Annotated in this window: 20 protein-coding genes, 1 pseudogene and 1 riboswitch; of the genes and pseudogenes, 12 read left to right on the forward strand and 9 right to left on the reverse strand. The window is 67.9% G+C overall.

The genetic code is table 11. From position 1 onward, the window contains the following. The first annotated feature begins 40 nt into the window (after positions 1 to 40). From MHN80_RS04705 to MHN80_RS04715, 3 genes are all read left to right on the forward strand, one after another. The gene (locus MHN80_RS04705; protein WP_239399882.1) at positions 41 to 1,228 is read left to right on the forward strand and encodes a glycoside hydrolase family 76 protein; all 1,188 of its coding nucleotides are present in this window, start codon (positions 41 to 43) and stop codon (positions 1,226 to 1,228) included. Between the two features lie 214 nt (positions 1,229 to 1,442). Further along, positions 1,443 to 3,470 (forward strand): CocE/NonD family hydrolase, encoded by a 2,028-nt coding sequence (locus MHN80_RS04710; protein ID WP_239399884.1) that lies wholly within the window; start codon positions 1,443 to 1,445, stop codon positions 3,468 to 3,470. A gap of 95 nt (positions 3,471 to 3,565) precedes the next feature. Beyond that, complete coding sequence (locus MHN80_RS04715; protein WP_239399886.1) at positions 3,566 to 4,684, forward strand: transporter substrate-binding protein; 1,119 nt, start codon at positions 3,566 to 3,568, stop codon at positions 4,682 to 4,684. On the opposite strand, the gene MHN80_RS04720 is transcribed toward MHN80_RS04715, so the two are convergent. Continuing rightward, complete coding sequence (locus MHN80_RS04720; protein WP_239399888.1) at positions 4,625 to 6,157, reverse strand: CdaR family transcriptional regulator; 1,533 nt, start codon at positions 6,155 to 6,157, stop codon at positions 4,625 to 4,627. The genes MHN80_RS04715 and MHN80_RS04720 overlap by 60 nt on opposite strands. Positions 6,158 to 6,465: 308 nt before the next feature. On the opposite strand from MHN80_RS04720, the gene MHN80_RS04725 reads away from it, so the two are divergent. The 3 genes from MHN80_RS04725 to MHN80_RS04735 all read left to right on the forward strand — a co-directional run bounded on the left by MHN80_RS04725 (position 6,466) and on the right by MHN80_RS04735 (position 12,296). After that, on the forward strand, positions 6,466 to 8,517 hold the full coding sequence (locus MHN80_RS04725; protein ID WP_239399890.1) for a hydantoinase/oxoprolinase family protein: 2,052 nt from the start codon (positions 6,466 to 6,468) through the stop codon (positions 8,515 to 8,517). Between the two features lie 37 nt (positions 8,518 to 8,554). After that, positions 8,555 to 10,567: a hydantoinase B/oxoprolinase family protein gene (locus tag MHN80_RS04730; RefSeq protein ID WP_239399892.1), complete on the forward strand. Its 2,013-nt coding sequence runs from the start codon at positions 8,555 to 8,557 to the stop codon at positions 10,565 to 10,567. Between the two features lie 115 nt (positions 10,568 to 10,682). Then, a complete protein-coding gene (locus MHN80_RS04735; protein WP_239399894.1) occupies positions 10,683 to 12,296 on the forward strand; it encodes a cytosine permease in 1,614 nt (537 codons plus the stop codon). Between the two features lie 82 nt (positions 12,297 to 12,378). On the opposite strand, the gene MHN80_RS04740 is transcribed toward MHN80_RS04735, so the two are convergent. Then, entirely contained in the window at positions 12,379 to 12,897 is a 519-nt protein-coding gene (locus MHN80_RS04740; protein ID WP_033206375.1) for a TIGR04338 family metallohydrolase, read from the reverse strand. 81 nt (positions 12,898 to 12,978) lie between these two features. Between MHN80_RS04740 and MHN80_RS04745 the strand changes: the two genes are divergently transcribed. Continuing rightward, the gene (locus tag MHN80_RS04745) at positions 12,979 to 13,920 is read left to right on the forward strand and encodes a YhjD/YihY/BrkB family envelope integrity protein (RefSeq protein WP_239399896.1); all 942 of its coding nucleotides are present in this window, start codon (positions 12,979 to 12,981) and stop codon (positions 13,918 to 13,920) included. Here the strand turns inward: MHN80_RS04745 and MHN80_RS04750 are convergent. The 3 genes from MHN80_RS04750 to MHN80_RS04760 form a co-directional block, all read right to left on the reverse strand. Then, positions 13,917 to 14,747, reverse strand: coding sequence for a DUF2786 domain-containing protein (locus MHN80_RS04750; RefSeq protein ID WP_239399898.1), 831 nt, complete (start codon positions 14,745 to 14,747; stop codon positions 13,917 to 13,919). The genes MHN80_RS04745 and MHN80_RS04750 overlap by 4 nt on opposite strands. A gap of 10 nt (positions 14,748 to 14,757) precedes the next feature. After that, complete coding sequence (locus MHN80_RS04755; RefSeq protein WP_239399900.1) at positions 14,758 to 15,459, reverse strand: YoaK family protein; 702 nt, start codon at positions 15,457 to 15,459, stop codon at positions 14,758 to 14,760. 74 nt (positions 15,460 to 15,533) lie between these two features. After that, on the reverse strand, positions 15,534 to 15,806 hold the full coding sequence (locus MHN80_RS04760; protein WP_004021728.1) for an excalibur calcium-binding domain-containing protein: 273 nt from the start codon (positions 15,804 to 15,806) through the stop codon (positions 15,534 to 15,536). 219 nt (positions 15,807 to 16,025) lie between these two features. Between MHN80_RS04760 and MHN80_RS04765 the strand changes: the two genes are divergently transcribed. After that, positions 16,026 to 16,910 carry an alpha/beta hydrolase gene (locus tag MHN80_RS04765; protein WP_239399902.1) on the forward strand — a complete coding sequence of 295 codons (885 nt, stop codon included), beginning with the start codon at positions 16,026 to 16,028 and terminating at the stop codon, positions 16,908 to 16,910. Positions 16,911 to 16,916: 6 nt separating this feature from the next. On the opposite strand, the gene MHN80_RS04770 is transcribed toward MHN80_RS04765, so the two are convergent. Further along, positions 16,917 to 17,870, reverse strand: coding sequence for an L-lactate dehydrogenase (locus tag MHN80_RS04770; protein ID WP_101820155.1), 954 nt, complete (start codon positions 17,868 to 17,870; stop codon positions 16,917 to 16,919). A 116-nt stretch (positions 17,871 to 17,986) separates the two neighbouring features. Further along, positions 17,987 to 18,169: riboswitch (cobalamin riboswitch) on the forward strand. A 76-nt stretch (positions 18,170 to 18,245) separates the two neighbouring features. On the opposite strand from MHN80_RS04770, the pseudogene MHN80_RS04775 reads away from it, so the two are divergent. The 4 genes and pseudogenes from MHN80_RS04775 to MHN80_RS04790 all read left to right on the forward strand — a co-directional run bounded on the left by MHN80_RS04775 (position 18,246) and on the right by MHN80_RS04790 (position 23,083). After that, positions 18,246 to 19,294, forward strand: a pseudogene (locus MHN80_RS04775) (FecCD family ABC transporter permease). After that, positions 19,291 to 20,118 carry an ABC transporter ATP-binding protein gene (locus tag MHN80_RS04780; RefSeq protein WP_239399904.1) on the forward strand — a complete coding sequence of 276 codons (828 nt, stop codon included), beginning with the start codon at positions 19,291 to 19,293 and terminating at the stop codon, positions 20,116 to 20,118. The pseudogene MHN80_RS04775 and the gene MHN80_RS04780 overlap by 4 nt, the downstream one beginning before the upstream one ends. An 11-nt stretch (positions 20,119 to 20,129) precedes the next feature. Beyond that, positions 20,130 to 21,209 (forward strand): ABC transporter substrate-binding protein, encoded by a 1,080-nt coding sequence (locus MHN80_RS04785; protein WP_239399906.1) that lies wholly within the window; start codon positions 20,130 to 20,132, stop codon positions 21,207 to 21,209. Positions 21,210 to 21,454: 245 nt separating this feature from the next. Beyond that, a complete protein-coding gene (locus MHN80_RS04790) occupies positions 21,455 to 23,083 on the forward strand; it encodes an HNH endonuclease signature motif containing protein (protein WP_239399908.1) in 1,629 nt (542 codons plus the stop codon). A 98-nt stretch (positions 23,084 to 23,181) separates the two neighbouring features. Here the strand turns inward: MHN80_RS04790 and rplA are convergent, their stop codons facing one another. The 3 genes from rplA to nusG all read right to left on the reverse strand — a co-directional run bounded on the left by rplA (position 23,182) and on the right by nusG (position 25,523). Further along, complete coding sequence (rplA, locus tag MHN80_RS04795) at positions 23,182 to 23,898, reverse strand: 50S ribosomal protein L1 (RefSeq protein ID WP_004021735.1); 717 nt, start codon at positions 23,896 to 23,898, stop codon at positions 23,182 to 23,184. An 85-nt stretch (positions 23,899 to 23,983) separates the two neighbouring features. Further along, a complete protein-coding gene (rplK, locus tag MHN80_RS04800; protein WP_004021736.1) occupies positions 23,984 to 24,418 on the reverse strand; it encodes a 50S ribosomal protein L11 in 435 nt (144 codons plus the stop codon). 226 nt (positions 24,419 to 24,644) lie between these two features. Then, the gene (nusG, locus tag MHN80_RS04805) at positions 24,645 to 25,523 is read right to left on the reverse strand and encodes a transcription termination/antitermination protein NusG (protein WP_239399910.1); all 879 of its coding nucleotides are present in this window, start codon (positions 25,521 to 25,523) and stop codon (positions 24,645 to 24,647) included. Positions 25,524 to 25,561 lie beyond the last annotated feature (38 nt).

Genomic DNA, 25,561 nt, shown 5'->3' on the forward strand with positions numbered 1-25,561 from the left:
ACACGGGTGTGCATCACATCGACGACTAGGCTACGCGGACGTGGACGAACAATCCAAATCGCCGGACCGGCACGACCCGAACGGCCGCGCAGCGGCCGCCGCGAGCGCCGTCTACGACCGGCATCTGCAACGCGCGTTCTGGCTGCCGGGGACACGCGCCGCGGCCGTGGCATGGCCGATCGGACGAATGCAGGCGCAGTTCGGATCCTGGCACTACTGGTGGCACGCGCACCTCGTGGACCTCCTCGTCGACGCCGCGATCCACCGAGTGGGAGCGGACCGTTCCTTCGACCCCGACGTCGCCGACGACGTCAACCGGCTGCTGCGCGGCATCCGAATCCGCAACGGCGGCCGCTGGACCAACAACTATTACGACGACATGGCCTGGCTCGGCCTCGCCATCGAACGCGCCGACCGTCACCTTCACCTCGACCACGCGGGCGGACTCCGCACCCTCGCCGGCCAGATGCTCGACGCGTGGGTGCCCGACGACGGCGGCGGAATCCCGTGGCGCAAGGCCGATCAGTTCTTCAACGCGCCGGCCAACGGTCCGGCCGCGATCCTGCTGGCGCGCACGGGTCACGTCGAGCGCGCGGTGGCGATGTGCGACTGGATGGACGCCTACCTCATCGATCCCGACACCCATCTGGTCATCGACGGACTCAAGAAGCTTCCCGACGGTTCGCTGAAGCCCGAGACCGGCACCTACACCTACTGTCAGGGCGTCGTCATGGGCGCCGAGTTGGAGGCGTTGCGTGCGACCGGAGATCGTCGGCACCTCGACCGTCTGACCCGGCTCCTCGGCGCCGTCGAAGGCCACTCCTGCACCGACGGGGTGATCAACGGAGGCGGCGGCGGGGACGGCGGGCTCTTCCACGGCGTGCTGGCCCGCTACCTGGCACTCGTCGCCACCGACCTGCCCGACGTCGACGGTTCGGATGACCTGCGAGAGCGCGCCGCCCTGATCGTCACCCGCAGCGCCGACGCCGCATGGGCCAACCGCCGCGAGGTCGCCGGCCACGCGGTGTTCTCCAGCGACTGGCGCCGGCAAGCCGTGATCCCGACCGACAACGGGGCAAAAGCCCAGTTCGTCGAGGGTGCGGTCAATCCGTCGGAGATCCCGGAGCGAGACCTGTCGGTCCAGCTGTCGGCGTGGATGGTGCTCGAGGCGGCCGCCGCCATCGACCTCGGTTTACCCAAATGTGACCAGGAACACACTCGCCCATGACCAAAAGACGCCACCTCGTTAGCCATCCGATATCGACGCTGAGTTATCCTTCAGCAAATGCGTGAAGTGACCTGGACCACACTGTAATCCGCAGCCAGCGGACGGGCCGGGAAGCAAGCGACCGACACGACGGGGTGTCGGTGTCCACCCGGCCGTCTCGATCCGTGCAACAACCCGCGGGTGCGTCACCTCATCCCAGGCAGGGTGATGCACCATGACGTACCAGCTGGATCCCACACGGTCGCGCGCACGTGTCGTTCCGTCGACGCGCACCCGCACCACCGGTGCGCCGCATTTCGGCACCCTCCCCCTCGGCGATCCCACCGGAGGCGCCGACGGCATCCGCTGGCGCGAGCAGGTCGACGGCAAGCAGCTCTACCCTCGGGTCGTCATCGACCGCGACGTCTCCATCACCATGAGTGACGGGGTGGTCCTGCGCGCCACGGTCATCCGGCCCGCCAACCGGTTCGGTCAGACGGTCCTCACGCCGTACCCCGCGGTCATCAACATCAACCCGTACAACCGCGCGGCCATCGACTTCATCGACCAGACCCTCCACGCGCCGGTGCTCGGGAAGGCGTTGCACACCGCCTCCCGCTCCATCGACGGGACCGGAACGGCCCTCGAGGGCCTCACGACGCTGACGCAGACGCTGTCGGGCGGCGTCTTCGACGTCTTCGGCATCAACCGCAACCTGGTGCGCAGCGGGTATGTGCAGGTTGTCGTCGACGTCCGCGGTACCGGTGCGAGCCTCGGCAAATGGCAGATCCTCGGTCCTCGCGAGCAACAGGACTCGGTGGAGGTCATCGACTGGGTGACCGGGCAGGAGTGGTGCGACGGGACCGTCGGGATGGCGGGCTGGTCGTACTCCGCCATCAATTCGCTGCAGGCCGCCGACAAGCGGCCCGCCGGACTCAAGGCCGTGTTCGCCGTCGAGGGGTGCGACGACCTGGTGCGCGACATCTACATCACCGGCGGCATGCCGTCGGCCTTCATCCCGGTGTGGCTGTCCGCGGTCAACATGCTCAAGTGGGTTCCCAACCCCGCCAACGTGATCCGCGACCTCGTGCGCGGTGACGCGGTGCGCTGGGCGATCGATCGGGTGAAGTCCCCGGCCACCGAGATCCCCTCGCTGCTGTGGGGATTCCTCACCGCACGCGATCCCCGCATCTTCGACGACCCGTACTTCGACGACCGCGACCCGATCGTCGACCGCATCGAGGCGCCGACCTTCACCGTCGGAGCCTGGCATGATCTGTTCGGCCGCAGCGCAACCGGGGTGTACGAACGCCTGCAGATGGAGCCGGGCCGCAAGCAGATGATCGTCGGCGACGGTTATCACCTCGACGTCGGGTCGGGCTACGGCGGGCAGTTCGCGCCGCCACGCCTCGACGTCCTCGAACGCGCATGGTTCGACCGCTGGCTCAAGGGACACCGCAACGGGATCGAGCACTACGGGCCGGTCACGATGCTGCAGCAGGGTGGCGCGTGGACCGCGGGGCAAAGCTTCCCCCGTCCCGGGGTGGCCCCGACCCGGCTCTACCTGACCGGCGAACCGTCGTCGACCGCGGATCACTGCGTCCACGACGGTTCACTGAGCACCGCTCCCGCACAGTCTGTGTCGTCGCTGCACGTGCGCCCGGACAGCCGGGGTCTCCGCTCCCGCGACATGACCCAGGTGACCGCGGGCGCGACGCTCGCCCTCGGCGCCGACTTCGCCCGGGACGCGCGATACCAGGAGCGTGGCGCATTGTCGTTCACCACGGAGCCGGTCGGCGAGGCCACCCCGATCAGCGGCGCCATGAACCTCCGGCTCAACGTCGCGACGACCGCACACGAGGCCATCTGGGCGGTGACCGTCAACGATGTCGCTCCCGACGGCACGTCGGTCGTATTGACCAACGGTGCGTTGTCGGCGTCGAATCGCGCTCTGGACCAGTCGAAGTCGACGTACGCCGACGACGGCAGCCTGCTCTCGGCGCACCACTACCTGTCCCGCAAGCGCAAGCTGCCCGTACCCGCCGACGAAGCGATCCGCATCGACGTCGACCTCGTCCCCACCGATGCGGTCCTCCAGCCGGGCCATCGTCTCCGGGTCGATGTGTACGCCGCGAGCCTGCCGCGTTACCTGACCCTGGTACCCGATCTCATCAAGGCACGCGGGCGTCGCCATCAGCGTCTGGTCCTCGACCCCGACCACCCGAGCCACCTGACGCTGCTGGCCGGCGACGGGCTGCGCTGAGGGCATTCGCCGGACAAGCCGAGGGGCGGCCCAACTGGCATAGTGGCTGCCATGCACACGGATCGCGCCGATCGGGGACCGACGTGAGACTCGGCATGCTGTATTCGCTGTCAGGCGCCCAGGCGGAGATGGAGCAGTCGATCCTGGACGGGGCGATGCTCGCGGTCCACCAGATCAACTCGCGCGGTGGCGTTCTGGGCTCGGACGTCCAGGTCGCGATCTATGACGACCACTCCGAGGTGTCGTCGACCGCCCGCGGGGTGGATCATCTGTGCACCACCGAGAACGTCGACGCCATCGTCGGTGGGTACACCTCGGCGGCCCGCCTGGCGCTGACCCCGGCCATCCATGCGAACGCCTCGTTGTTGATGTATCCCACCTACTTCGAGGGCGAAGAGACCGACTCGCGCATCTTCTACTGCGGTGCCGCACCCAACCAGTACGTCGCCGACTATCTCGCGTGGATCGCCGGCACTCTCGGCCGGCGCGTATACATCGCCGGCTCGGACTACATCTATCCGCGGGTTCTGGCCGAAGCCATCCGCCGACTCGCCGGGAGCCTCGGGATCGAGATCGTGGGCGACCGCTATGCACCCCTCGGAGAGACCAGGTTCGAATCGATCATCGACGACATCGGACGCGTGCGACCCGACGTGGTGGTCTGCAATCTCGTCGGCGCCGACTCGACGACGGCCTTCTACACCCAGTACCACCTCGGCGGATTGACCGCGGACACGATGCCGATCGCGGCGACCGTCACCACCGAGCTGGACCTGGCCCACATGCCGACCGCGGTCAGCGACGGTCACTACATGGTCGCGACCTACTTCGCCGAGCTGTCGTCGCCGGTGAACGACACGTTCCGGCGTGAGCTGGCCGACGTGCGGGGCCAGCGCTGGAGTCACGCCGCCCAGGTCGGGGCCTTCAACGCGGTGCACGCGCTCGCGCTGGCCGCCGAGCAGGCCCGGTCGCTCGACGTCGACGCCCTGTCCCGCGCCCTGATCGGCATCCGGTTCGAGGAGAATCCCGAAGGCGCGCCGTTCTTCTTCCGCGCCAACCACTACAGCTCGCATCCGTCCTATGTCGGTCGTGCCGCGGGTGGCAGGTACGAGGTCATCGCCGACTTCGCCGCACGCCAGCCCGATCCGTGGTGGTCAGGGAGTCGGCCGCCGGCTCCGGTCCCCCCGTCCGCGGGACGTCTCGCCGACGCATAGGGCCAGGTAGTAGTCGGTGCGATCGACCATCGACTGCAAGCCACGTCCGGTCAGCTTCTCGATGCGCGACAGCCGATATCGCAGGGTGTTGATGTGGATGCCCAGTTCGTTGGCCGTCGCGCCGGAGTGGCAGTCGAGCGCGAAGAACGTGCTGAGGGTCGACACGTAGCTCGTGTCCTTCTCTCTGTCGTAGGCGAGGACGGGATCGAGCAGCGAACGGCGCAGCTCCGCCGACCGTTCCGGGTCACCGGCCAGCAATGTCGCGGCGAGCGGCACCGGAAGCGCGATCGTGGCCGGCGACTCGTCGTCGGCGCGGGAGTTCCGCTCGGCCATCTGTCGCGCGTTGATGAGCCCCCTGGTCAGGTCGTCGCTGCTCCGGATGACGTAGGAGCTGCCGCCGACGGCGAGCTCGGCGTGCCGGGCGACGAAGACGTCGGTGAACACCTGCAGATGTGCGTCGAAGTCGCGTCCCGCCGGTGGCACCGGGTCTTTCTCCGTGCCGGTCTTGATCAGCGCGTAGGCCACCGAGTCATGTGCTGCTGCAACGGTTGCCAACCCGGCGCAGGCACCCAGGTCGTGCAGGGCGTCGACGACCCGCGCCGACGAGGTGTCGCTGTGCGGACCGATGACCACCGCCACCGAGTGGACGCGATCGCCCGGCCCGTAACCGAAGGACCCCACCCACGAATCCATCGCCGACGATGGGATCCGCGCCTCGATCAGCTCGCGGACGAGGCCCCCCTCCAACGGTCTGCGCATCGCCCGGTTCACCCGCAGCAGGTGCGCATCGGCGTCGATGTCGTTCGCGAGTTTGCGGACCCGGGTCGATTCGAATGGTCGGCGGCGCGGGTTCGAGAGGACCAGCGCCGCACCAGACCTCGGCAGGGTGATGTGCAGGGCCGCCGCGGTTCCACCGATCGCATGCAGGACGGCGGGGGTCAACGCGGTGGTCTTCCTCAGCAGATCGGTATCGACGGTCGCCGACGATGCGGTGAGGACCGCGCCGTCGAGGAGCACCGCCCCGCTGATGCCCGACGCGCGGTGAAACGCTCCGAGGGACGCCAGAATCGAGGCCACCGGACCGGATTCGCCGACGGTGTCGTCGACGACGGCATGCGGCGTGACGACCACCTCGACGTCGCGGAACGTCTTGGTCCTGGGGAGCATGTAGATCGGCACACCGTGACTCACGCAGGCCGACACGAACTCGGCGGAAAGGTTGTCGTCGTCGGTGTCCACCACCACGGCGGCCGCTGCGCGCTGCCGCAGGGTCGCCGCGAACACCTCCGGCGCGCCCGCAGCGGGCCATCCCGTCGACCCCATGTGCACGATGTCGCCCGCGCCGACGTCCGCGGGCTCGATCCGACCGGCCTCGCAGGTGCCGGACACCTCGACGTGTCGCGTCCGCCCGGCGGCCCCCGGCGTGACCGACAGCAGACCCACGCCGATGACGACGTCGCCCACGGTCGCCATCCCATCGCCTCCTCGCCGCCATCGGTGTTCGTCGATTATCGGCGCTCGCAGTCGTTCTCACCACCCGACCGGGCACCATCGTCGTTGTTTCCGTTGTGTGACATCACGTTTCCGGTCCATGTCGGACACATCCGCGTTACGCGCCGAGAACGACGGTTTGTGCAGGTCGCGTGCTCGCGGCCGGTCGGCCGCGTGCGTCCGTCCAGCCCTGCGCGCCGCACCACTGGCTGGTGAGCCAATTGTTCGACGGCGACGCGCCGGGTTTCGTGATGAGCGTCCCGAGACCGCTGAGCCACGAGGAAGTACCCATGACGAAAGCCATCAGCCGGACCGACAAGGTCCGCACCGCCGTCGACATCGGTGGGACGTTCACCGACGTCTTCATCCAGCAGTCCGACGGCACGATCGTCACGGCCAAGTATCCGACCCAGAGCAATCCCATCGAGGGCGTGCTGGCCGGTATGGAGCAGGCCGGCGTCGCGTGGGAGGATGTCGAATTCTTCTCGCACGGAACGACGATCGCGACCAACGCGCTCATCACGAGGAAGTTCCCGAAGGTCGCGCTGGTGACGACCGAGGGGTTCCGGGACGTGATCGAGATCCGGCGCGGCGACCGTGAGTCCTGGGACCCGTACCAGGAGGTCGCCCCGCCGGTGGTCCCGCGTCGTCACCGCCTGACCGTTCCCGAACGGATCGGTTACGACGGCACCGTCCTCGAGCCGCTCGACGAGGGCTCCGCGCGCGAGGTCGCCCGCATCCTGCGCCGACGCGAGATCGAGACCGTGGCAGTCTGTTTCGTCAACTCCTTCACCAACCCCGCCCACGAGAACCGGATGGCCGAGATCCTCGCCGAGGAACTGCCGGGTGTGTCGATCACCACCTCGAGCGATGTGCTGCCGGAGATCTTCGAGTACGAGCGGTTCGCGACGACGGTCGCCAACGCCGCCCTGGTCCCGATCATCGGCCCCTACGCCCGGACGCTCGAGGGCCGGCTCGCCGAAGCCGGATACGACAACGACGTCCTGCTGCTCCATTCGGGCGGCGGGGTCATGACCCCGACCATGGCCGAGAAATACGGCGCCCGCCTGGCCGCCTCCGGCATCGCGGCGGGAGCCATCGCGAGTCGACACATCGCCCGCACGTGCGGGTTCGAGAACTCGATCGGGTTCGACATGGGCGGGACCTCCACCGACGTGTCGCTCACCGACAACGGCGTGCTGGCAACGACCAACATGTGGAGCGTCGCGTTCGGCCACCCGATCTGCTTCCCCAGCATCGAAGTGCTGACCATCGGCGCGGGAGGCGGTTCGATCGCCTGGCTCGACGACGCCGGTTCGCTGCGCAACGGTCCACAATCCGCGGGGTCCGACCCCGGGCCGGCCTGCTACGGCGCGTCCGGGGATCTCGCCACCAACACCGATGCCAACCTGATCCTGGGCACCGTCGGCAAGAAGCTGGCCGGCGGCGTGAAGGAGCTCGACGAGTCGATGGCGCGGGCCGCCCTGGAGAAGATCTCGGCACCACTGGGTCTCGACGTCGAGACGGCGGCCCAGTCGATCATCAAGGTCGCCAACGCCAACATGGCCGACGCGATCCGCCTGATCTCCATCCGCAAGGGCCACGACCCGCGGGACTTCGCGCTGGTCGGTTTCGGCGGAGCCGGACCCCTGCACGCCGCCTATCTCGCCAAGGACCTGGGCATCCCGACCGTCATCATCCCGCCGCACCCGGGAGTCACCTCGGCGATGGGTTGCATGCTGGTCGACATCCAGCACGACATCACCCGGATGTATCTCGCCGACGCCGCGGGCGCCGACCTCGACCACCTCACCGCCACCTTCGCCGAACTGCAGGAGGAGGGACGGGAGCGTCTGACGGCCGAGCACGTCGATCCCGACGACATGCTCTTCGAGTACCACCTCGACATGCGCTATGAGGGACAGTGGCGAGCGATCGCGGTGCCGGTGTCGATGCCGCTGACGAGTCTGGAGCAAGTCGTCGCGACCTTCCACTCGACGCATCTCAAGGAGCACAACTTCGCGGCGGAGGACACCGGCGTCGAGATCTACCGGATCTCGTTGCGCGCCATCGGACTCACGCCCCGGATGGATGTGACGCCCGCCGACCTGATCGATCCGGCGACCTTCGCACCGGAGCCCCTCGAGGTGCGTGACGTGCTGTTCCCCGACGAGTTCGCCCGACTGACCACGCCGGTGTACGACCGCGCCGGCCTGCCGCCCGGAGCCGTACTCACCGGACCGTGCATCGTCGACCAGCTCGATTCGACGACCGTCGTCCCGCCGCGGACCTCCGCGCGGGTCGACGAGTGGGGCAACCTCCTGCTCACCGCCGCCGAGTGATCTCCCATCGACTCTGACAGAACAGGAAAACCACACCATGGCAACAACACTCGACCCGGTCACCTTCGAGGTGCTGAAGAACGCCTTCATCAACACCGTCGACCAGATGGCCGAACAGATCCTGCGCACCTGCTACTCGTTCGTCATCTACTCGCGGGACTTCTCCTCGGCCCTCTGCGACACCGAGGGCAACACGGTCATGCAGGGCACCGGCGACATCGCCGCCCACGTCGGAACCCTGCACTACACCGCCAAGGCGGTCATCCGGCAGTTCGAGGGCGACATCCATCCCGGCGATGTCTTCGTGATCAACGACGTCTACGAGGGCGGAAGCCATTTCAACGACACCCGAATCATCCGGCCCATCTATTACCAAGGTGAACTCCTCGGTTACGCCCAGGCCAACGGTCACTGGGCCGACGTCGGCGGTGCCACTCCCGGATCGTTCAACGTCAAAGCACTCGATCACATGGGTGAGGGACTGCGGATCCCGCCGACGAGGCTGTGGAGCAAGGACCTGTTCCTCGAGGACGTGGCCTATCTCATCGCGAAGAACACCCGCAACCCGCGCGACATCATCGGCGACATGCAGGCACAGGCCGAGGCGACCCGCGTGGCCGAGCGCGAGATCCAGCGTCTGTGCGACAAGTACGGCGTCGAGACCATCAAGACCGCGATGGCCGAGGTGCAGGACTACGTCGAGGATCTCACCCGCGCCAAGATCGCCGAGCTCCCGGACGGGGTCTGGTACACCGAGGACTACATCGACCAGGACCCGGCGCGCGGCGAAGGCCTCATCCCGATCAAGACACGGATGACGATCTCCGGGGACACCGTCCACTACGACCTCAGCGAGTCGCACGCGTCGATCTCGTCGATGCTCAACGCCGGATTCGGCGGGTCGTTCGCCGGCATCGTCGCCGGTACCAAGATGCAATTCCCGGACATCCCACTGAATTCCGGGTTCTACCGCGTCGTGACGGCGGACCTCGGGCCGCTCGGGTCGGTGGTCAATGCCGACTGGCCGTCACCGTGTGCCGGCTTCTGCTCGGGCCCGTTCGAGAAGATCATGAGTTCGGTCTTCGAGATCTGGTCGGACATCCAGCCCGAGCGCGCGATGGCCTGCACGTTCAACCTGGAGTACCTCCTGGTGGGCGGTCGCGATCAACGCGGAGAAGGCAATCCGAATTTCATGTGGTACGACTGGATGATGGGCGGCTGGGGCGCCCGCAACGGCGCCGACGGTTACAACGCGTCCGCAGCCGTCTTCGGAGTCCAGTACGGCACACAGCCTTTCGAGGGACAGGAACGGCTGGCCCCGGTTCTGACGTCGTGCCACGACCTGGTGCCCGACTCCGGCGGCCCCGGTAAGTTCCGGGGCGGACTCGGCGCCGAGAAGGGCGGAAAGCTGTGGGCCAGCGACAACACCGTCATGTCCTACTGCTGCGATCGCGAACGGTCGGTCACCTGGGGACTGTGGGGCGGCCTGCCGTCGATCCCCCATGGCGTCTGGCTCAACAAGGGCACCGACGACGAGCAATACCTCGGCTCGATCTTCGCCGCGGTCCCCATCAAGTCCGGAGACGAGTTCACCCGCCCATCGGCCGGTGGCGGCGGCCTCGGCGACCCGCTCCAGCGTGACGTCGACGCGGTGCTGGAGGACGTCATCGACGGTTACGTCTCGATCGCCCGCGCGGAGAAGGACTACGGCGTGGTCATCAAGGAGGTCGATCCCGAGATCTTCGCCTACGAAGTCGATCTCGAAGCCACCATCGGTGCGCGCGAGTACATCCGCAGCAATCGGCATGCATGGATCGAGCGTGACCCGGAGGCGGTCTCCGGAGAATATCGCTCCGGTCTGATCAACGAGATGGACTGCGTCCGCCAGTACGGCGTGATCCTCGACTGGGGCAGCGGTGCGGTGCTCACCAACACGACGTCCCAGTTCCGGCAGATGTTGCAGCGGCGCACCGTCATCCACTGGACCGATGACCCCGCCGTCGATTTCGTCCCGGGCACGCTGACGGTGTCGGAGCCGGCAACCGTCTGACATCCCCCGCTCCGGGGACCGATTCGTACGACACCCAGCGGCGGGTGGTGGCATCGACGCCATCCACCCGCCGCTGGCTTCGCATCTGACCACCACTCGAACACCTAGGAAAGCAATGACTCTCGATATTTCATCCTCCAGGGCGGGCGGGGTTCCGCCCCTGGACGTCACCTACACCGACGATCCCCAGGTCCTGGCTCGTGCCGCCGCCGAGGACTACTCCATGCACATCGTGCCCAACTCGTGGCGAACGTCGCGTTCGTCGGTGTCGATGGCCTGGTTCGGCCTGATGAGCGCGATGTTCTTCGTGGTCGTCGGCGCCACCGTCTCCCTCTCCGTGGGCGCCACCGACGCCCTCATCGGCATCGGACTCTCGGTGGTGGCCTACGGTGCCATCAACTCCGTCGCCGCCAAGTTCGCCAACCAGACCGGGACCAGCGTCTCGCTGTTCTCCCGCGTCGTGTTCGGTCGCGCCGGATCCGCTTTCGCCGCAGCCCTGTTCGGGATCACCATCGCTTACTACGTGGTGGCCGAGGGTGCGATCGTCGCATCGGCCCTGCACGCCTACTTCGGTGGTCTCCCGATCGCGTTCTGGGCATTCGTGGTCGTCGCATACCAGGCGCCCCTGGCGTGGCGCGGCGTCGCCACCTGGCTCGACCGGCTCAACGGGGTCCTGCTGCCGCTCTACGTCACCGGACTGGTCGGCTCCGTGGTCTGGGCGATCGCCGAATACGGTTACAGCAACGACTGGCTCACCTATGAGCCGGAAGCCGCAGCCGATCTCGGGGTGCCCGGCTGGTGGTATGCCTTCGTCATCTACATGGGCGTCTGGGTCGTCACCATGATGGCCTGGGACTACGCCCGATTCGGCCGCCCGCAGGATGCCGGCTTCAATGCCCGGGTGTCCTTCGGCACCCCGTTCTATGTCGTCACGCTCCTGGTCAACGCGGCTGTCGGGATGTTCCTCGCCCAGACCATCACCATCGCCGGACCTCTCTCGGAGGAGTCGGCGATCCTCGGGATCGTCGGCATGATGGGGATCTGGGGTCTGCTGTGGGTCGTCGTCAGCCAGACTCGGGTCAACAGCGGCAATTTCTACCTGGCGTCCACCAATTTCCAGAACTTCTTCGCCCGGACCGTCAAGTTCTCGATGCCCAGGACCTTCTGGGTAGGTGTCGTCGCGGTGATCGTCTACCTGATGATGCTCACCAACGTGCTGTCCTGGATCACCACTTCCCTGCAGTACCAGGGTGTCCTCATCGTGGGGTGGGTCGCCATCGCGCTGACGCACATCGGCTGGATGCGTCTGCGCAGGATCCCTGCCGATTCGCTGGAGTTCCGTCCGGGTCGAGTCCCGACGGTGAACCCAGCAGGCGTGGGCGCGTGGGCGGTCGCGTCCGTGATCGGCATCGCACTCGTCCTGTTCGGCGGCACCTTCGGCGCCGTCTGGGCGTCACCCATCGCGTTCGTCGTGGCCGGTCTCATCTATGCGGTGGCACTGGCGTTCCGCCGCGAGGGCTGGTTCACCATGGTGCGTCCGCACGATCCCCGCGACGAGGTCGACGACATGTGGGAGGCACGCATCCGGTGCCATCGCTGCGAGGACAGCTACATCGCCTACGAGATGGACCGCGACCCGTCCGCGGGTCACGCGCCGATCTGTCTGGCCTGCGCATCCGACGATCTCGAGTTCCAGCGAGCCGCCGACCGGGAGGCGACGACGCGTTAGGACTCGCGCACATCCATCACTGGTCGACAGGTCCACCGCCGTACCCGGGGGTGGACCTGTCGATCGGCGGTGGATCTGCCGGTCAGCCGACTCCGGAGTCCGACAGCACGACGCGATACACGAACGCGGCTTCGGGCCCCAGTACGAGCCCGACGAGTTCGATGAGCGTCAGCACGAATCCGCGTCCGTGCGCCGGACCGGTCGTGCCGTCCAGGTGGTGGGCGAGCTCGTGGAGCACCACCAGTTCGCGCAGCGCCCAGCGCCCCTCGGTCGCGGACGGGATGGCGATCTCGGCGCCGACCGGCACGCCGTCGGATCGGCGAACCCGGGCGGCGTAGTGCGCGGACCGCTGGCCGCGCCGCTCGCGAACCGAGACCGGTTGAGCTGCACGCTCGAAACTCGACCGCACCCCGGGTAGCTCGAGCACCCTGCGCACGTAGTCGTCGACGGCGTCGATCGAGGCGAACCGAACCTCGGCGGGGAGAGTCACCTCGGTGCCGGCGAGCTGCACCGTCCGCGACGACGACACGTTGTCGAACAGACGGTGCACGAGGTGCTCGGCCTCATAGAATCGGGCGCGCCCGGTGTCACGTTCAGTCACGGCATCGCCGATGATGAGAGACCCGGCGCCGGGAGCGAAGCGAGCGGGCCGAAGCTCACCCCGGAGCCGATGGGAGAGTTCATGCGCCGTCCCGATCTCGATGCAGTTCGCGAGCGCGTGATGCGGCTGCCCGGCGCTTCCCTCGCTCTGCGGATCGTCATCGACATCGCGCGGGGAAACCTCACCGACCGGTCGATGACCCTGGCGGCGCAGGCCTTCACCTCGATCCTTCCGATCGTGATCCTCGTACTCACCCTGCCGGGCACCGACGTCGTCGACGACGCGTTGAGCGAACTCGGCATCCCGATCAGCAGCCTCGACACACCCACGATCGACGACCCGACATCGGCCACGACCTTCGGCATCATCGGTGCGCTGATGACCATCGCCGGCGCCACCTCCCTGTCCCGTGCCCTCGGCCGAATGTATGTGTCGATCTGGGACGTCGCCAAACTGCCGTGGCGCAGTTTCTGGCGGTGGGTCGTCGTCGTCTTCCTCATCCCCGCGGCGGTGACCGTGCAGGGCCTGTCCACCGGACTGCAGGCCACCTCGATCTTCGGCGTGCATGTCGGCGACCGCGGCGTCCTGGGGATCGTGCTGGTCGCCGCCGTGACCCTGTTGATCTGGTCGGCCACGTTCACGTTCATCCCCCGGCTCCTGGTGTCGTCGCAGGTGCCGATGAAGCTGCTCGTCCTCAACGGACTCGGCACCGGCCTCCTCATCACCGTGCTGCTCGCCGGTAGCCGCGTCGCGCTGCCGACATTGGCCGCGGGCACGATCCGCAGTTACGGCACCCTCGGCATCGTCTTCGTCGCGATCAGCTGGCTGTTCGTGTTCGCACTGATCCTGGTGGTCACCGCCATCGTCGTGCACGCCGCGGCGACCGACGAGGGGCGCGTCGGCCGATGGGTGCGGCGGTGGGCGGGCACCCCGACACCGTTCGTCCCGCAACCGTCGGTGGCGTGGTACGACCGGCCCGGCGCGAGGCCCGCGGAGGACTCCGCCGCCGGCGTCGAGCCCTAACCCTCGAGCGCGCCGCGGGCGCCGCCGAATTCCCGGTCGGCACCGATCTTCGCCCGTCGTCCCGCGTGGTCGCCGGCCCGGCGCGCGGCCTCCGAGTATCCCGCGGACGCGCTCGACGGACGCCAGGTGCCGCGCGCGCTCGATTCCGTCCGATAGAAGTCGGTCACCTCGATCTCCTTGTTGCGCAGGGCGACCGCCGTCGAACGAGTCGACTCGCCGGAGTCGCGTTCGGCGGCGATGGCCTCGGCACGGGCTGCATCGCGGGCCTCGGTGAGACGCTTGCCGATGCGTTCGGCGAACGCCGACTGGAAGTTCAGCCGCGCGGTGATCGGTGACAACGGTTTCTCCTCGATCACCCGCCGGGCACGCCACCCGCTCCCCCGGGTGACGACCCGCGCGAATGTCTCGCCCTTGTAGGCCCCCGATCGCAGGTAGGCATCACTGGCAGCGACCATCTGCACGATCAACGACGTGTAGAGGGCTTCGCAGGCGTCGATGTCGGCTTCGTAGCCGTAGGCGAGGACGAAGGTCGAGTTGCTCGCCACATCGACGGTCACGTCGTTGGCAGCGGTGATGGCCACGAAGAGTTGCACGTAGGTGCGCAGTCCACGCTTGCCCGGTTCGCCGATGGCGATCTGCCTACTGATGGGGGTGACCTTCTTGCGCGCCGCGGGATCATGGGCGCGGGCCACGGCCAGGTCGATCGACGATGCGGTCGCGAGCCGCTGGGCGGCCTGCATGAAGGTCTCGGCCTCGTGCTCGTTGTCGGTGTTCTCCGCCTGACGCAGAAGGGCCGAGATCCGGGTGAGCAGCTTGTCGTCGCGCATGTGTTTCAGACTATCCAGCGGCCCGTTCGGTTCCCTCTGAGCGCGAATTGCCTCGAGACGACGTCTCGACGACGCGCAAGAGCAGGGCGCAGGCGGCGATCAGGACCCCGACCCACAGCCCGGCGACACCCCAGTGTCGTTCGGCGAATCCACCGCACACCGCGCCGAGCACGAACACCGGCCACATCCAGAACACCTCGAGCCACGCCCACGGCCGGTCGGTGCCCAGCGACGCGACCAGTTGTTGCGCGGACTTCACCAGCGTGCCGGTGACATAGGTCAGTCCGCCCTGCACGGTCGACGTGTGCGACAGCGCCGAGTTGATCGCACCGGTGGCCACCGCGACGACGATCATCCCGGCGGTCGGCGACGCGGTGAGTGCGACGACGGTGCCGGCGAGAAGCGCGCCGGTCACCGCCCCGAGAATCCAGACCGGAGCGTGTCTCCCGCCCCAGCGGCTGATCGCCGCACCCCCGGCAGCACCACTGAAGAACGCGACCACGAGTCCGGCGACGAGAGCGATGGTCGACCACCGGCCCGCCGCCGCCGAGGCACCCATGATGGTGGAGTTGCCCGACATGAAGGCGACGAAGCTGCCCTTGAGCACGAAGAACGCGATGGCGTCGATCAAGCCGGCCACGAACAGCAGCGCGGCCGCGATCGCGATGTCCGGGTGTGCGCTGCTCAGAAACCTGTCGAGTCGGGCCGCCATGAGCACGAATCTAACGCCTGCATGTCCGGCGGCAGGCGCACGCCGACCGCGACGTCGTCAGGCTCTGGTCGCGCTCAGCGCTTCTCGCAGGCGATACCGTCCTTGTCGCGGTCGCTCTCGGTGTTCGCGTCGTACAGGTCGTCGTCGACGGTGAAGTTCGTGACCGGCGTACCCGACGTGGAGTCGACGGCGCCCGTCTGGCCGACACCGTGCGGATAGTCGGCGTTGAGTTCTGAGCAGTTGGCGTAATCGGTTGCCGCCGAGGCGGGCGCCGCCACCATCAGCGGAGCGACCGTCATGGACGCCGCGGCCAGGAATCCGAGAACCATCTTTCGCGAGCAACGCATCGTGCTTGACCTTCTTCTGTGTGTCCCCCGACACCTCATCGTGACGAGGTGACATTACGGGGTCCGGTCGATGAAAGACGCGCTCGACGCGAAGATTGGTCCGGCCGACGGACACGCCGAGCGAACAAGGTTCACGGTCGCGGGGGCCGCCGCCTCTGTTGCATGACAACGTGTGTTGATAAAGTCCGCCCAGACCACACATCGACCAGCGGGGGAACGATGATCAGGAACGACGTCGAGTTCGATTCGGACGGCACGACGTGCCGAGCATGGTGGTACCGGCCCGAGGGAGCCACACCGGCCCCGGTCATCGTGATGGCACACGGCCTCGGCGGGGTCCGGCAGATGCGGCTCGATGCCTTCGCCGAACGGTTCACCGAAGCCGGATACTCCTGTCTGGTCTTCGATTACCGCCACTTCGGGGACAGCGACGGCGAACCGCGCCAGCTCCTGTCCATTCGCCGTCAGCTCGACGACTGGGCCGCGGCGATCGCCTTCGCACGAACTCTCGCCGGCGTCGACACCTCACGAATAGTGCTGTGGGGCACCTCCTTCGGCGGCGGACACGTGCTCGTCGCCGGCAAACGCGACGGCCGGGTGGCAGCGGTGATCTCCCAGTGCCCATTCACCAGCGGACCTGCGTCGACCGCAGCCCTTGGCGTGGTGTCCGGGGCGAAGGTGACCGTTCGGGCACTCGCGGATCTGGCCGGATCCGCACTGCGCAGGCCGCCGGTCATGGTCGGCCTGGCCGGCGAACCGGGATCAGCGGCGCTGATGACCGCACCGGACGCGGTGTCGGGATACCTGCCACTGATTCCCGACGGTCTCGAACTGCCCAACGAGGTGGCCGCGCGGGTCGGACTGACCATTCCGTTGCATTCACCCGGCCGGGCATTGAAAGATCTCGACTGCCCGACCCTGCTGTGCGTGTGCGACGGGGACACGGTGGCACCGGCACGCTCGACGATCGCCTACGCGCGGCGCGCACCCGGAGCCCGGGTCATCCGATACCCGGTCGGGCACTTCGACATCTACATCGGCGAGGACTTCGAGAAGGTCGTCGCCGACCAGCTGCAGTTCCTGCGCACCACCGTGCCGACCTGACCCCGACTACAGCCCGAACCGGGCCTGCATCCCCCGCAGCGTCTCCGCCGACGCGAGCAGACCGGCTCGCTCCGCATCCGAGAGCGGGACGTCGAGCCGGGTCTGGGCGCCGCCGCGGTCGACGACGGTCGGCAGCGAGAGACACACTCCGTCGAGCCCTTCGATCCCGTCGGTCCGCGTCGACACCGGCAGCACCCGGTGCTCGTTGTTCAGGATCGCCTCGACGATGCGCGTCGACGCCAAACCGATCGCATAGTTCGTGGCCCCCTTGCCCTCGATGATGGTGTAGGCGGCATGCACGACCTCGTGGTGGATGCGTTCGCGTGCAACCACATCCAGCGCCGGACGACCGGGCAGCGGGGTCCACGACGTCAGCGGCACCCCACCGATCGTCGCCGAGCTCCACAGCGGGATCTCGGTGTCGCCGTGCTCGCCGGCGATGTAGGAGTGCACGCTCTGCACCGCGACACCGCAATGCTGCGCGATGAGGAAACGCAGCCGGGACGAGTCGAGCACGGTGCCCGAGCCGAAGATCCGGCTGGGCGACAATCCGCTGATCTGCTGGGCGGCGTAGGTGACGACGTCGACCGGATTGGTGACCATCACGTAGATCGCATTCGGGGCCACCTCGAGCACCCCCGGGAGGATGGCGCGCGTCAGACCGATTGTGGCCTCGGCCAATTCGAGACGGGACTGACCCGGCTTCTGCTTCGCACCGGCGGTGAAGACGACGACGTCGGCGTCCGCGCACACCGACACGTCGTCGGAGCCGATGATGTCGGCACGAGGGACGAACTCGAGGCCGTGGGACATGTCGAGCACCTCGGCGGTCACCTTCGCGGCGTTGATGTCGAGGAGCGCGATGGTCCGTGCAACACCCCGGATGAGCGAGGAGTAGGCGATCGCGGTGCCCACCGCACCCGCCCCGATGATGGCCAGCTTCGTGTCTCGTACGTCCATCGGTTCACCGTTTCCGCGTCGGGTTCATCGATCGTCGGCATCCAGCGTAGGTCCTCGCACGGCCGCTGTCCGGGGACGCACGCCGACCGCCCACCGATCCGCTGGACGGTGTTGATAGCGTGAGCGGCGAGAACGGTCACACCCGCACACGTGGGTGTCAGGGAACCCGGTGCGAATCCGGGACTGGCGCGCAGCGGTATGGGGGACGGAACCGGCACACAGCCACTGGGGCGACCCGGGAAGGCGCCGGCTCCGGACGAACCCGAGTCCGAATACCGGCCGCTCTCGCTCGAGTCCACCGTGTATCTCGCGCACAGATACCCAGACCGTAAGGCAGTACAGTCCGTGTCCCGTCGTATCGACGGCACGACCGAGATCGCCACCGCCCCGCCGGTACGGCGACTCCCGTCGACGCCGCTAGCCGCAGTTCTGCTCGTCCTCACGCTCCTCAGCATCGCCCTGGCCACCGCGTTCGGCGCCGAGACCATCCCCGTCGGCGACGTCTGGCACACCGTCGCCGGACGCCTGACCGGCGCCGAGACCGATTCCGCGCACGCGGTGATCATCTGGGATCTCCGGCTGCCGCGGTCCGTCCTGGCCGCGCTCGTCGGCGCCGGGCTCGCACTGCCGGCGCTCTCATGCAGGCCCTGGTCCGCAACCCCCTCGCCGAGCCGTACCTGCTCGGCGTGTCCGCCGGCGCGGCGGTCGGGGCCACCGCCGTCATGACCCTCGGCGTGCTGGCCGGCCTCGGGGTGTGGGCACTCTCCGGCGGCGCGCTCCTCGGCGCGCTCGCGGCGACCGTCACGGTGTACCTCGTCGCCCGCGCCCAGGGCGGGTTGACCGCGCTGCGACTCATCCTGTCCGGCGTCGTGTTGTCCTCGGCGTTCATGGCGTTGTCGTCGCTGCTCGTGTTCACCGCCGCGGATCCCCACGCCGCCGACAACGTGATGTTCTGGATGCTCGGCAGCGTCGCCGGCGCCACCTGGGCGAAGGTGCAGATCGCCGGGGTGGTCGTGCTGGTCACCATCGTGGCGATGCTCGCGATCCACTCCTGGCTCGACGCCTACGCTGCCGGCACCGACACCGCGACGTCGCTGGGTGTACCGGTACGCGCGATGCGCAACGCGCTCTTCGGGATCCAGGGCGTCCTGGTGGGCGTGCTCGTCGCGGTGGCGGGTGGGATCGGCTTCGTCGGTCTGATCGTCCCGCACGCCGCCCGGCTGCTCGTCGGCGCCACCCACCGCGCGATGCTGCCGGTGGCGGTATGCGGCGGCGCACTGTTCCTGGTGTGGGTCGACGTCATCTCGCGGGTCGCGGCCGCGCCTCGGGAGATGCCTCTGGGCATCGTCACCGGGTTGATCGGCGCGCCGATCTTCCTGTTCCTCATGGGTCGACACCAGTATGTGTTCGGCGGCGGCTCATGACCAATCCACCACCGATCCGCTCGATGGCGTTGCGCGCGAACGCACTCGCGTGTCGACGGGGCGGCCGCGTCGTCCTGCGCGATGTCGATCTCGACGTCCCGGCGGGCACCCGACTGGCCATCGTCGGCCCCAACGGTTCCGGCAAGACCACCCTGTTGCGCACGCTGTGTGGGCTCGAACGTCCCGTCGCCGGCACCATCGACGTGGGTGGCGAGGACCTGCATCGACTCCCGTCGCGGCAGCGGGCCCGCTCGATAGCGGTGGTGGGCCAGGAGGAACAGCCCTCGGCCGAACTGACCGTCGCCGAGGCGGTCGGCCTTGGCCGGACCCCCTACCGCTCGGCCTGGTCGGCCGGGAGCCCCGACGACTCGACGGTGGTCGGCGCGGTGCTCGCGCAGGTCGGCCTCGACGGCTGGGGCGCCCGTTCGTGCACCCACCTGTCCGGTGGCGAGCGGCATCGCGTCGTCCTCGCCCGTGCACTCGCACAGCAGACGCCGGTCCTGGTGCTCGACGAACCCACCAATCATCTGGACGCGGCCTGGCGCCTGCGGCTGATGGAGATCCTCGACGAACTCGACGCCACCGTGCTGGCAGCGATGCACGACCTCGACCTCGTCCTGCGGCACTTCGATTGTGTCGCAGTGGTGTCCGACGGCGGCGTGGTCGCCCAGGGCCGACCCGTCGACGTGCTGACACCGGATCTGCTGGCGGCCGTCTTCGAGGTGTCCGGGACCGTTGTCACCCACCCGGTGACGGGCCTGCCACACCTCCTGCTCAACTCCCCCACTTCTGCTCCCCGAGCGCTGACGACAGACACCCTGTGAGAGGACATCCCTTGAGTACCCGCACCTCCCGAGTCCACCCGACCGCCGCCGTCCTGGTCGCCGCACTGATCCTGGGCGCGGTTGCCGCATGCTCGACCGACAGCACCGCGGCCACCGAAGACACTGTGACGGTGGCCAATTGTGGAGCCGACGTCGATTTCCCCCAGCCGCTCGACCGGCTGTTCGTCAACGACGGTGGCATGATCGCGATCGCCCTGGCGGCGGGCGCCCGCGACAACATGGTGGCGGTCAGTGCGCTCGCCCGCGACAAAGATGTTCTCCGGCTCGAGTACGGACCTCAGGTGGACACCCTGAACGAGGTCGCGGCCGAGCGTCCCACGCTCGAGAACATCGTCGCCGCGAAGCCCCAGGTGCTCTATGCCGGATACAACTACGGCATGAGCGAGTCCCGCGGGATCACGCCGGAGATCCTCGCGTCCCACGGCATCGACGTCTATCAGCTGTCCGAGGCGTGCCGGCAGGTCGAGGGTGAGGCGCAGCGCGGCACCATGGACCCGTGGGTCGCGCTCGACACCGACCTGCGCAACATCGGCACCATCACCGGCAACCCGGACCAGGGCGCCGCCGCGGCCGACGAGGTCGCCGACCGCCTCGAGAAGCTCCGCGCCGCACCGCAACCCGCCGACAAGCCCACGGTCTTCGTCTTCGACAGCGTCTCCGACACCATCTTCTCCTCCGGGTCCTACGGCGGCCCGCAGGGCATCATCGACGCCGCGGGCGCCCGCAACGCAACCGAGGACATCGAGGACACCTGGACCGCCGTCAGCTGGGAACGGCTCACCACCGCGGACCCCGACGTCATCGTGTTCGTGGACTACCCCGGTCAGACGGTCGAGGAGAAGATCGCCGCGCTGCGGTCCAACCCGGCCAGCCGCAATCTCAAGGCGGTACGCGAGAACCGATTCGTGAACCTGCCGTACGCGATGTGGGTGTCGAGCCCGCTGAACATCGACGCCGCCGAGATCATGCGCAATGCCCTCGAGAACCACGGCCTCGCACCGGAATCCGGAATCACCCCGAGCCTCGACGTCGCGCAGCTGGACCTCGGGGGCAACAACTGGCTGGAGTGAGTCGCCGAACGCCCGTAGAGCACGCGGGCGGCGGCGATTGTCGCACCGCCGCCCCTGGGGGATCCAGTGCGCCCACCGTCGAAGTTCGCAACACCTGACTGGATTCGTACCCCTACCATGAGGCACCGACAACTCTTGGCCGACGAATATCGTTGCACAACAGAGCTTTAGCGGTTGCGATGTAGCCGTGTCGGTGTACACTCGAACATACATACATTCGCAGCAACGGTTCTCGGGGGGTGGCCATGTCTGACGAATCAGCCACGCCGAAACCGCGAGCCGTCGAACTCGTCACCGAGTTGCATGCGATCCTCGACGAACTGCAGTCCGTGGACCTGTCGCCATGTACCGACGCCGAGTTGACTGACGTGGCAGCCGATACCGAACGTGCCATCGCACGCCTGACCGTCGCCGGTGACCGGCAGATCGATCAGGTCGAGGCTCGCGACCTCCCCCGCAAGACCGGCTGCCGCACGCTCATGCAGTTCATGACCCACCGGCTGCGGGTCTCCAACCCTGTGCGGCGTCGTAAGCAGATGGACGCCACCGCCACCCGCACCAGCCTCGGCGGCGAGGTCCTACCGCCCGAACACCCCTGCCTCGCTGAGGCGTTCGCTGCGGGAGCGGTTGGCTCTGCACACGTGCAGGCCGCCCTCGATGTCCTCGACCAGATCCCCCACGCCGTCGAGCATGATGTGAAAGTCGCTGCCGAGCGTCAGATGGCCGAGATCGCCGCCGACCACACCCCCGCCGACATCACCCAACTCGGCGCGCGGCTCCTCGCTCACCTCGACCCCGACGGCACCCTCACCGACGACACCGACCAGAAACGGCGCCGCAACCTGTGGATCGGACGCCAACGCGCCGACGGCACCGCCACCATCTCCGGCACCCTCACCCCCGAACTCGCCGCCCGGCTCACGATGATGTTCGCCGTCTGGGGCAAACCCGGACTCAACAACCCCGACGACCCCAACTCACCGTCCGGACCGGCCGGCACCGCCGACCCCGACGCGCTGGCCACCGCCGCCGACCGCGACCAACGCACCCCCGCCCAGACAAATCACGACGCCCTCGACGCCGCACTCACCGCTGGCTTCGCCGACGGGATTCTCGGAACGTCGCACCGCGGCCTGCCCGCCCATCTGATCATCAAAGCCGATCTGGGCGACCTGATCCGCGAATCCGGGCTCGCCACCACCGCCACCGGCACCCTGCTGCCCATCGCTGACCTGGTCGGGATGGCCGGCGAGGTTCAGCCGTGGTTGGCAGTATTCAAGGACGCCACCGCCGTCCCGCTGTACTTCGGGCGAGGCAGACGTCTGGCGACCCGCGAGCAACGCCTCGTCTCCTTCGCGCGCCCCGACGGCGAGGTGTGCTCGGCTCCCGGCTGCGATCAGCCCGCCACTCAGGTCGAACTCCATCACGCCCACAAGGACTGGGCCAAGGGCGGTCTCACCGACATCGACGACCTCGCACCCGCCTGCCCCCGCCACAACCGCATGGTCGGCGACCAGCCCGGCCAGTACACCACCCGCATCGAACGGTCCGGACCCGACGAAGGCCGCTGCGTCTGGCGGTTGAACGCCGAACCCGGCGCACCACCCAACCCCGAACGCATCAACCGCCGACCCGACATACCCCGGCGGTTCACCACACACCTGAACGCAGTGCGCAACGAGATCCACGGACCGACCACCCGGCCCGGCGACCTGTCGCGCCCCGACGCCGTCGGTCATGGCGACAGCGGTCGGCGTCTCGAACTCGCCTACCGCGAACTCGTCCACCCGCGAACACTGCCGAAGCATCCCACCACCCCACCACTGACACCGGTCGAAGCAGCCCTCGCACGCATCCTCGCCGACCACGCGTGAGTGCACGCGATACGGCGAGCGAACCACGCAGAAACAACACGAGGGGCCCGGCATCGAAATGCCGGGCCCCTCGTGGGTGTTCAGTGCGCCTGATCAGATCAGGCCTGCGGTGCCTCCGCGAAGTTGCGGGTGACCGCCGGGTCGACCGGGATGCCCGGGCCCGTCGTGGTGGAGACGGTGACCTTCTTGATGTAGCGGCCCTTGGCAGCCGACGGCTTGGCGCGCATGATCTCGTCGAACGCAGCGCCGTAGTTCTCGGCCAGCTTGGCCGGGTCGAACGACGCCTTGCCGATGACGAAGTGCAGGTTCGCAGCCTTGTCGACGCGGAAGTTGATCTTGCCGCCCTTGATGTCGTTGACGGCCTTGGTGACGTCAGTGGTCACGGTGCCCGTCTTCGGGTTCGGCATCAGGCCGCGGGGTCCGAGGACACGCGCGATGCGGCCGACCTTGGCCATCTGATCCGGGGTGGCGATCGCGGCGTCGAAGTCCAGCCAACCGCCCTGGATGCGCTCGATCAGATCCTCGGCGCCGACCTCGTCGGCACCGGCGGCGGTGGCCTCGGCGGCCTTGTCGCCTGCGGCGAACACGATCACGCGGGCGGTCTTACCCGTACCGTGCGGCAGATTGACGGTGCCTCGAACCATCTGGTCTGCCTTACGGGGGTCGACGCCCAGCCGGATCGCGACCTCGACGGTCGCGTCGGTGTTCTTCGACGACGTGTCCTTGGCCAGCTCCACAGCCTCCAGCGGGCTGTACAGCTTGGTCTTGTCGACCTTTTCGGCCGCGGCCGCGTAGGCCTTGCTCTTCTTGCTCATTGCTCTGTTCCTTCTCCGCCGTCAGTCGGCGGGGTGTGTGGTGCGGGCCGAGCCGGCCCTCCCACGGGGTGTACGTGAGTGGAGATCAGCCCTCGACCGTGATGCCCATGGACCGAGCAGTGCCGGCGATGATCTTCGCGGCCTGGTCGATGTCGTTGGCATTGAGGTCTTCGGCCTTGGTCTTGGCGATCTCACGGACCTGGTCCATGCTCACCTTGCCGACCTTGTTGGTGTGGGGCTCGCCCGAGCCCTTCTGCAGGCCGGCGGCCTTCAGGAGGAGCTTCGCAGCCGGCGGGGTCTTCAACTTGAAGTCGAAGGAGCGATCTTCGTACACGAAGATCTCGACCGGGATGACGTTGCCGCGCTGCGACTCGGTCGCCGCGTTGTACGCCTTGCAGAACTCCATGATGTTCACGCCGTGCTGACCGAGCGCCGGACCCACGGGCGGGGCCGGGTTGGCCTGGCCTGCCGAGATCTGGAGCTTGATGATCCCGGCGAGCTTCTTCTTCTTGGGAGGCATCTTCTGTTCCTTGCTTGTTTCCTTGCGAATTCACGCCCGCTGGAGACGTGAAAGTCTGTGTTTTTCAATCCGGACCCGGTCCGGGTCCCCTCCGCTCCCTGAGGTGCGAGCGAAGCCGTGCCCCTCCCGCTCCCTGAGGTGCGAGCGAAGCGAGCCTCGAAGGGCTAGATCTTCTCGACCGTGACTCTCGGAGGTCGGGGAAGATACGAGCGCCGCTTCGCGTCGGTCATATCTTCTCGACCTGGTTGAACCCGAGCTCGACCGGCGTCTCGCGACCGAAGATCGACACGAGAACCTTGACCTTGCGCTGCTCGGCGTTGACCTCGCTGATCGACGCGGGAAGCGTGGCGAACGGGCCGTCCATGACGGTGACCGACTCGCCGACCTCGAAGTCGACCTCGATGACGTTCGACGCGGCTGCCGCTGCGGCCTCGACACCGTCGGCCGCGGACCCGCGCGATGCGGCGGGCTTCTTGGCCTCGGTGCGCGGCATCAGGAACTGCAGCACCTCGTTGAGGGACAGCGGCGACGGCTTGCTGGTCATCCCGACGAAACCGGTCACGCCCGGCGTGTTGCGCACGGCGCCCCACGACTCGTCGTTGAGTTCCATGCGGACGAGGATGTAACCCGGCAGCACCTTGCGGTTGACCTTCTTGGGCTGGCCGTTCTTGATCTCGGTGACCTCTTCGGTCGGCACCTCGACCTGGAAGATGTAGTCGCCGACGTCGAGGTTCTGCACGCGGGTCTCGAGGTTGGCCTTCACCTTGTTCTCGTAGCCGGCGTAGCTGTGGATCACGTACCAGTCACCGGGGGCGCGCCGGAGTTGCTTGCGCAGTTCCTCGACCGGATCGACCTCGGCTTCTTCACCCGGGGCTTCCTCGGCCGGAGCTGCGTCGGCGTCCGCATCAGTGGCGTCGGCGGCATCCTCGGAGACCGTGTCCTCGGCCGCGGCCTCGTCACCCTCGACGACAGCGTCGTCGGCAACCGCGTCACCCTCGGTGTCCACCGCGTCGGTCACGGCCGCGTCGACATCGGCTGCGTCGACGTCGGCATCGGCCACGTCGACGGAATCGGTCGAGGCGAGTTCGTTCTCCGGGGTGCTCACTGCAGCCCACGCTCCTTATGGTTCATCTGGCGGTCGTA

This window comes from Gordonia sp. McavH-238-E (assembly GCF_022348225.1).
GTDB classification, from domain to species: domain Bacteria; phylum Actinomycetota; class Actinomycetes; order Mycobacteriales; family Mycobacteriaceae; genus Gordonia; species Gordonia terrae.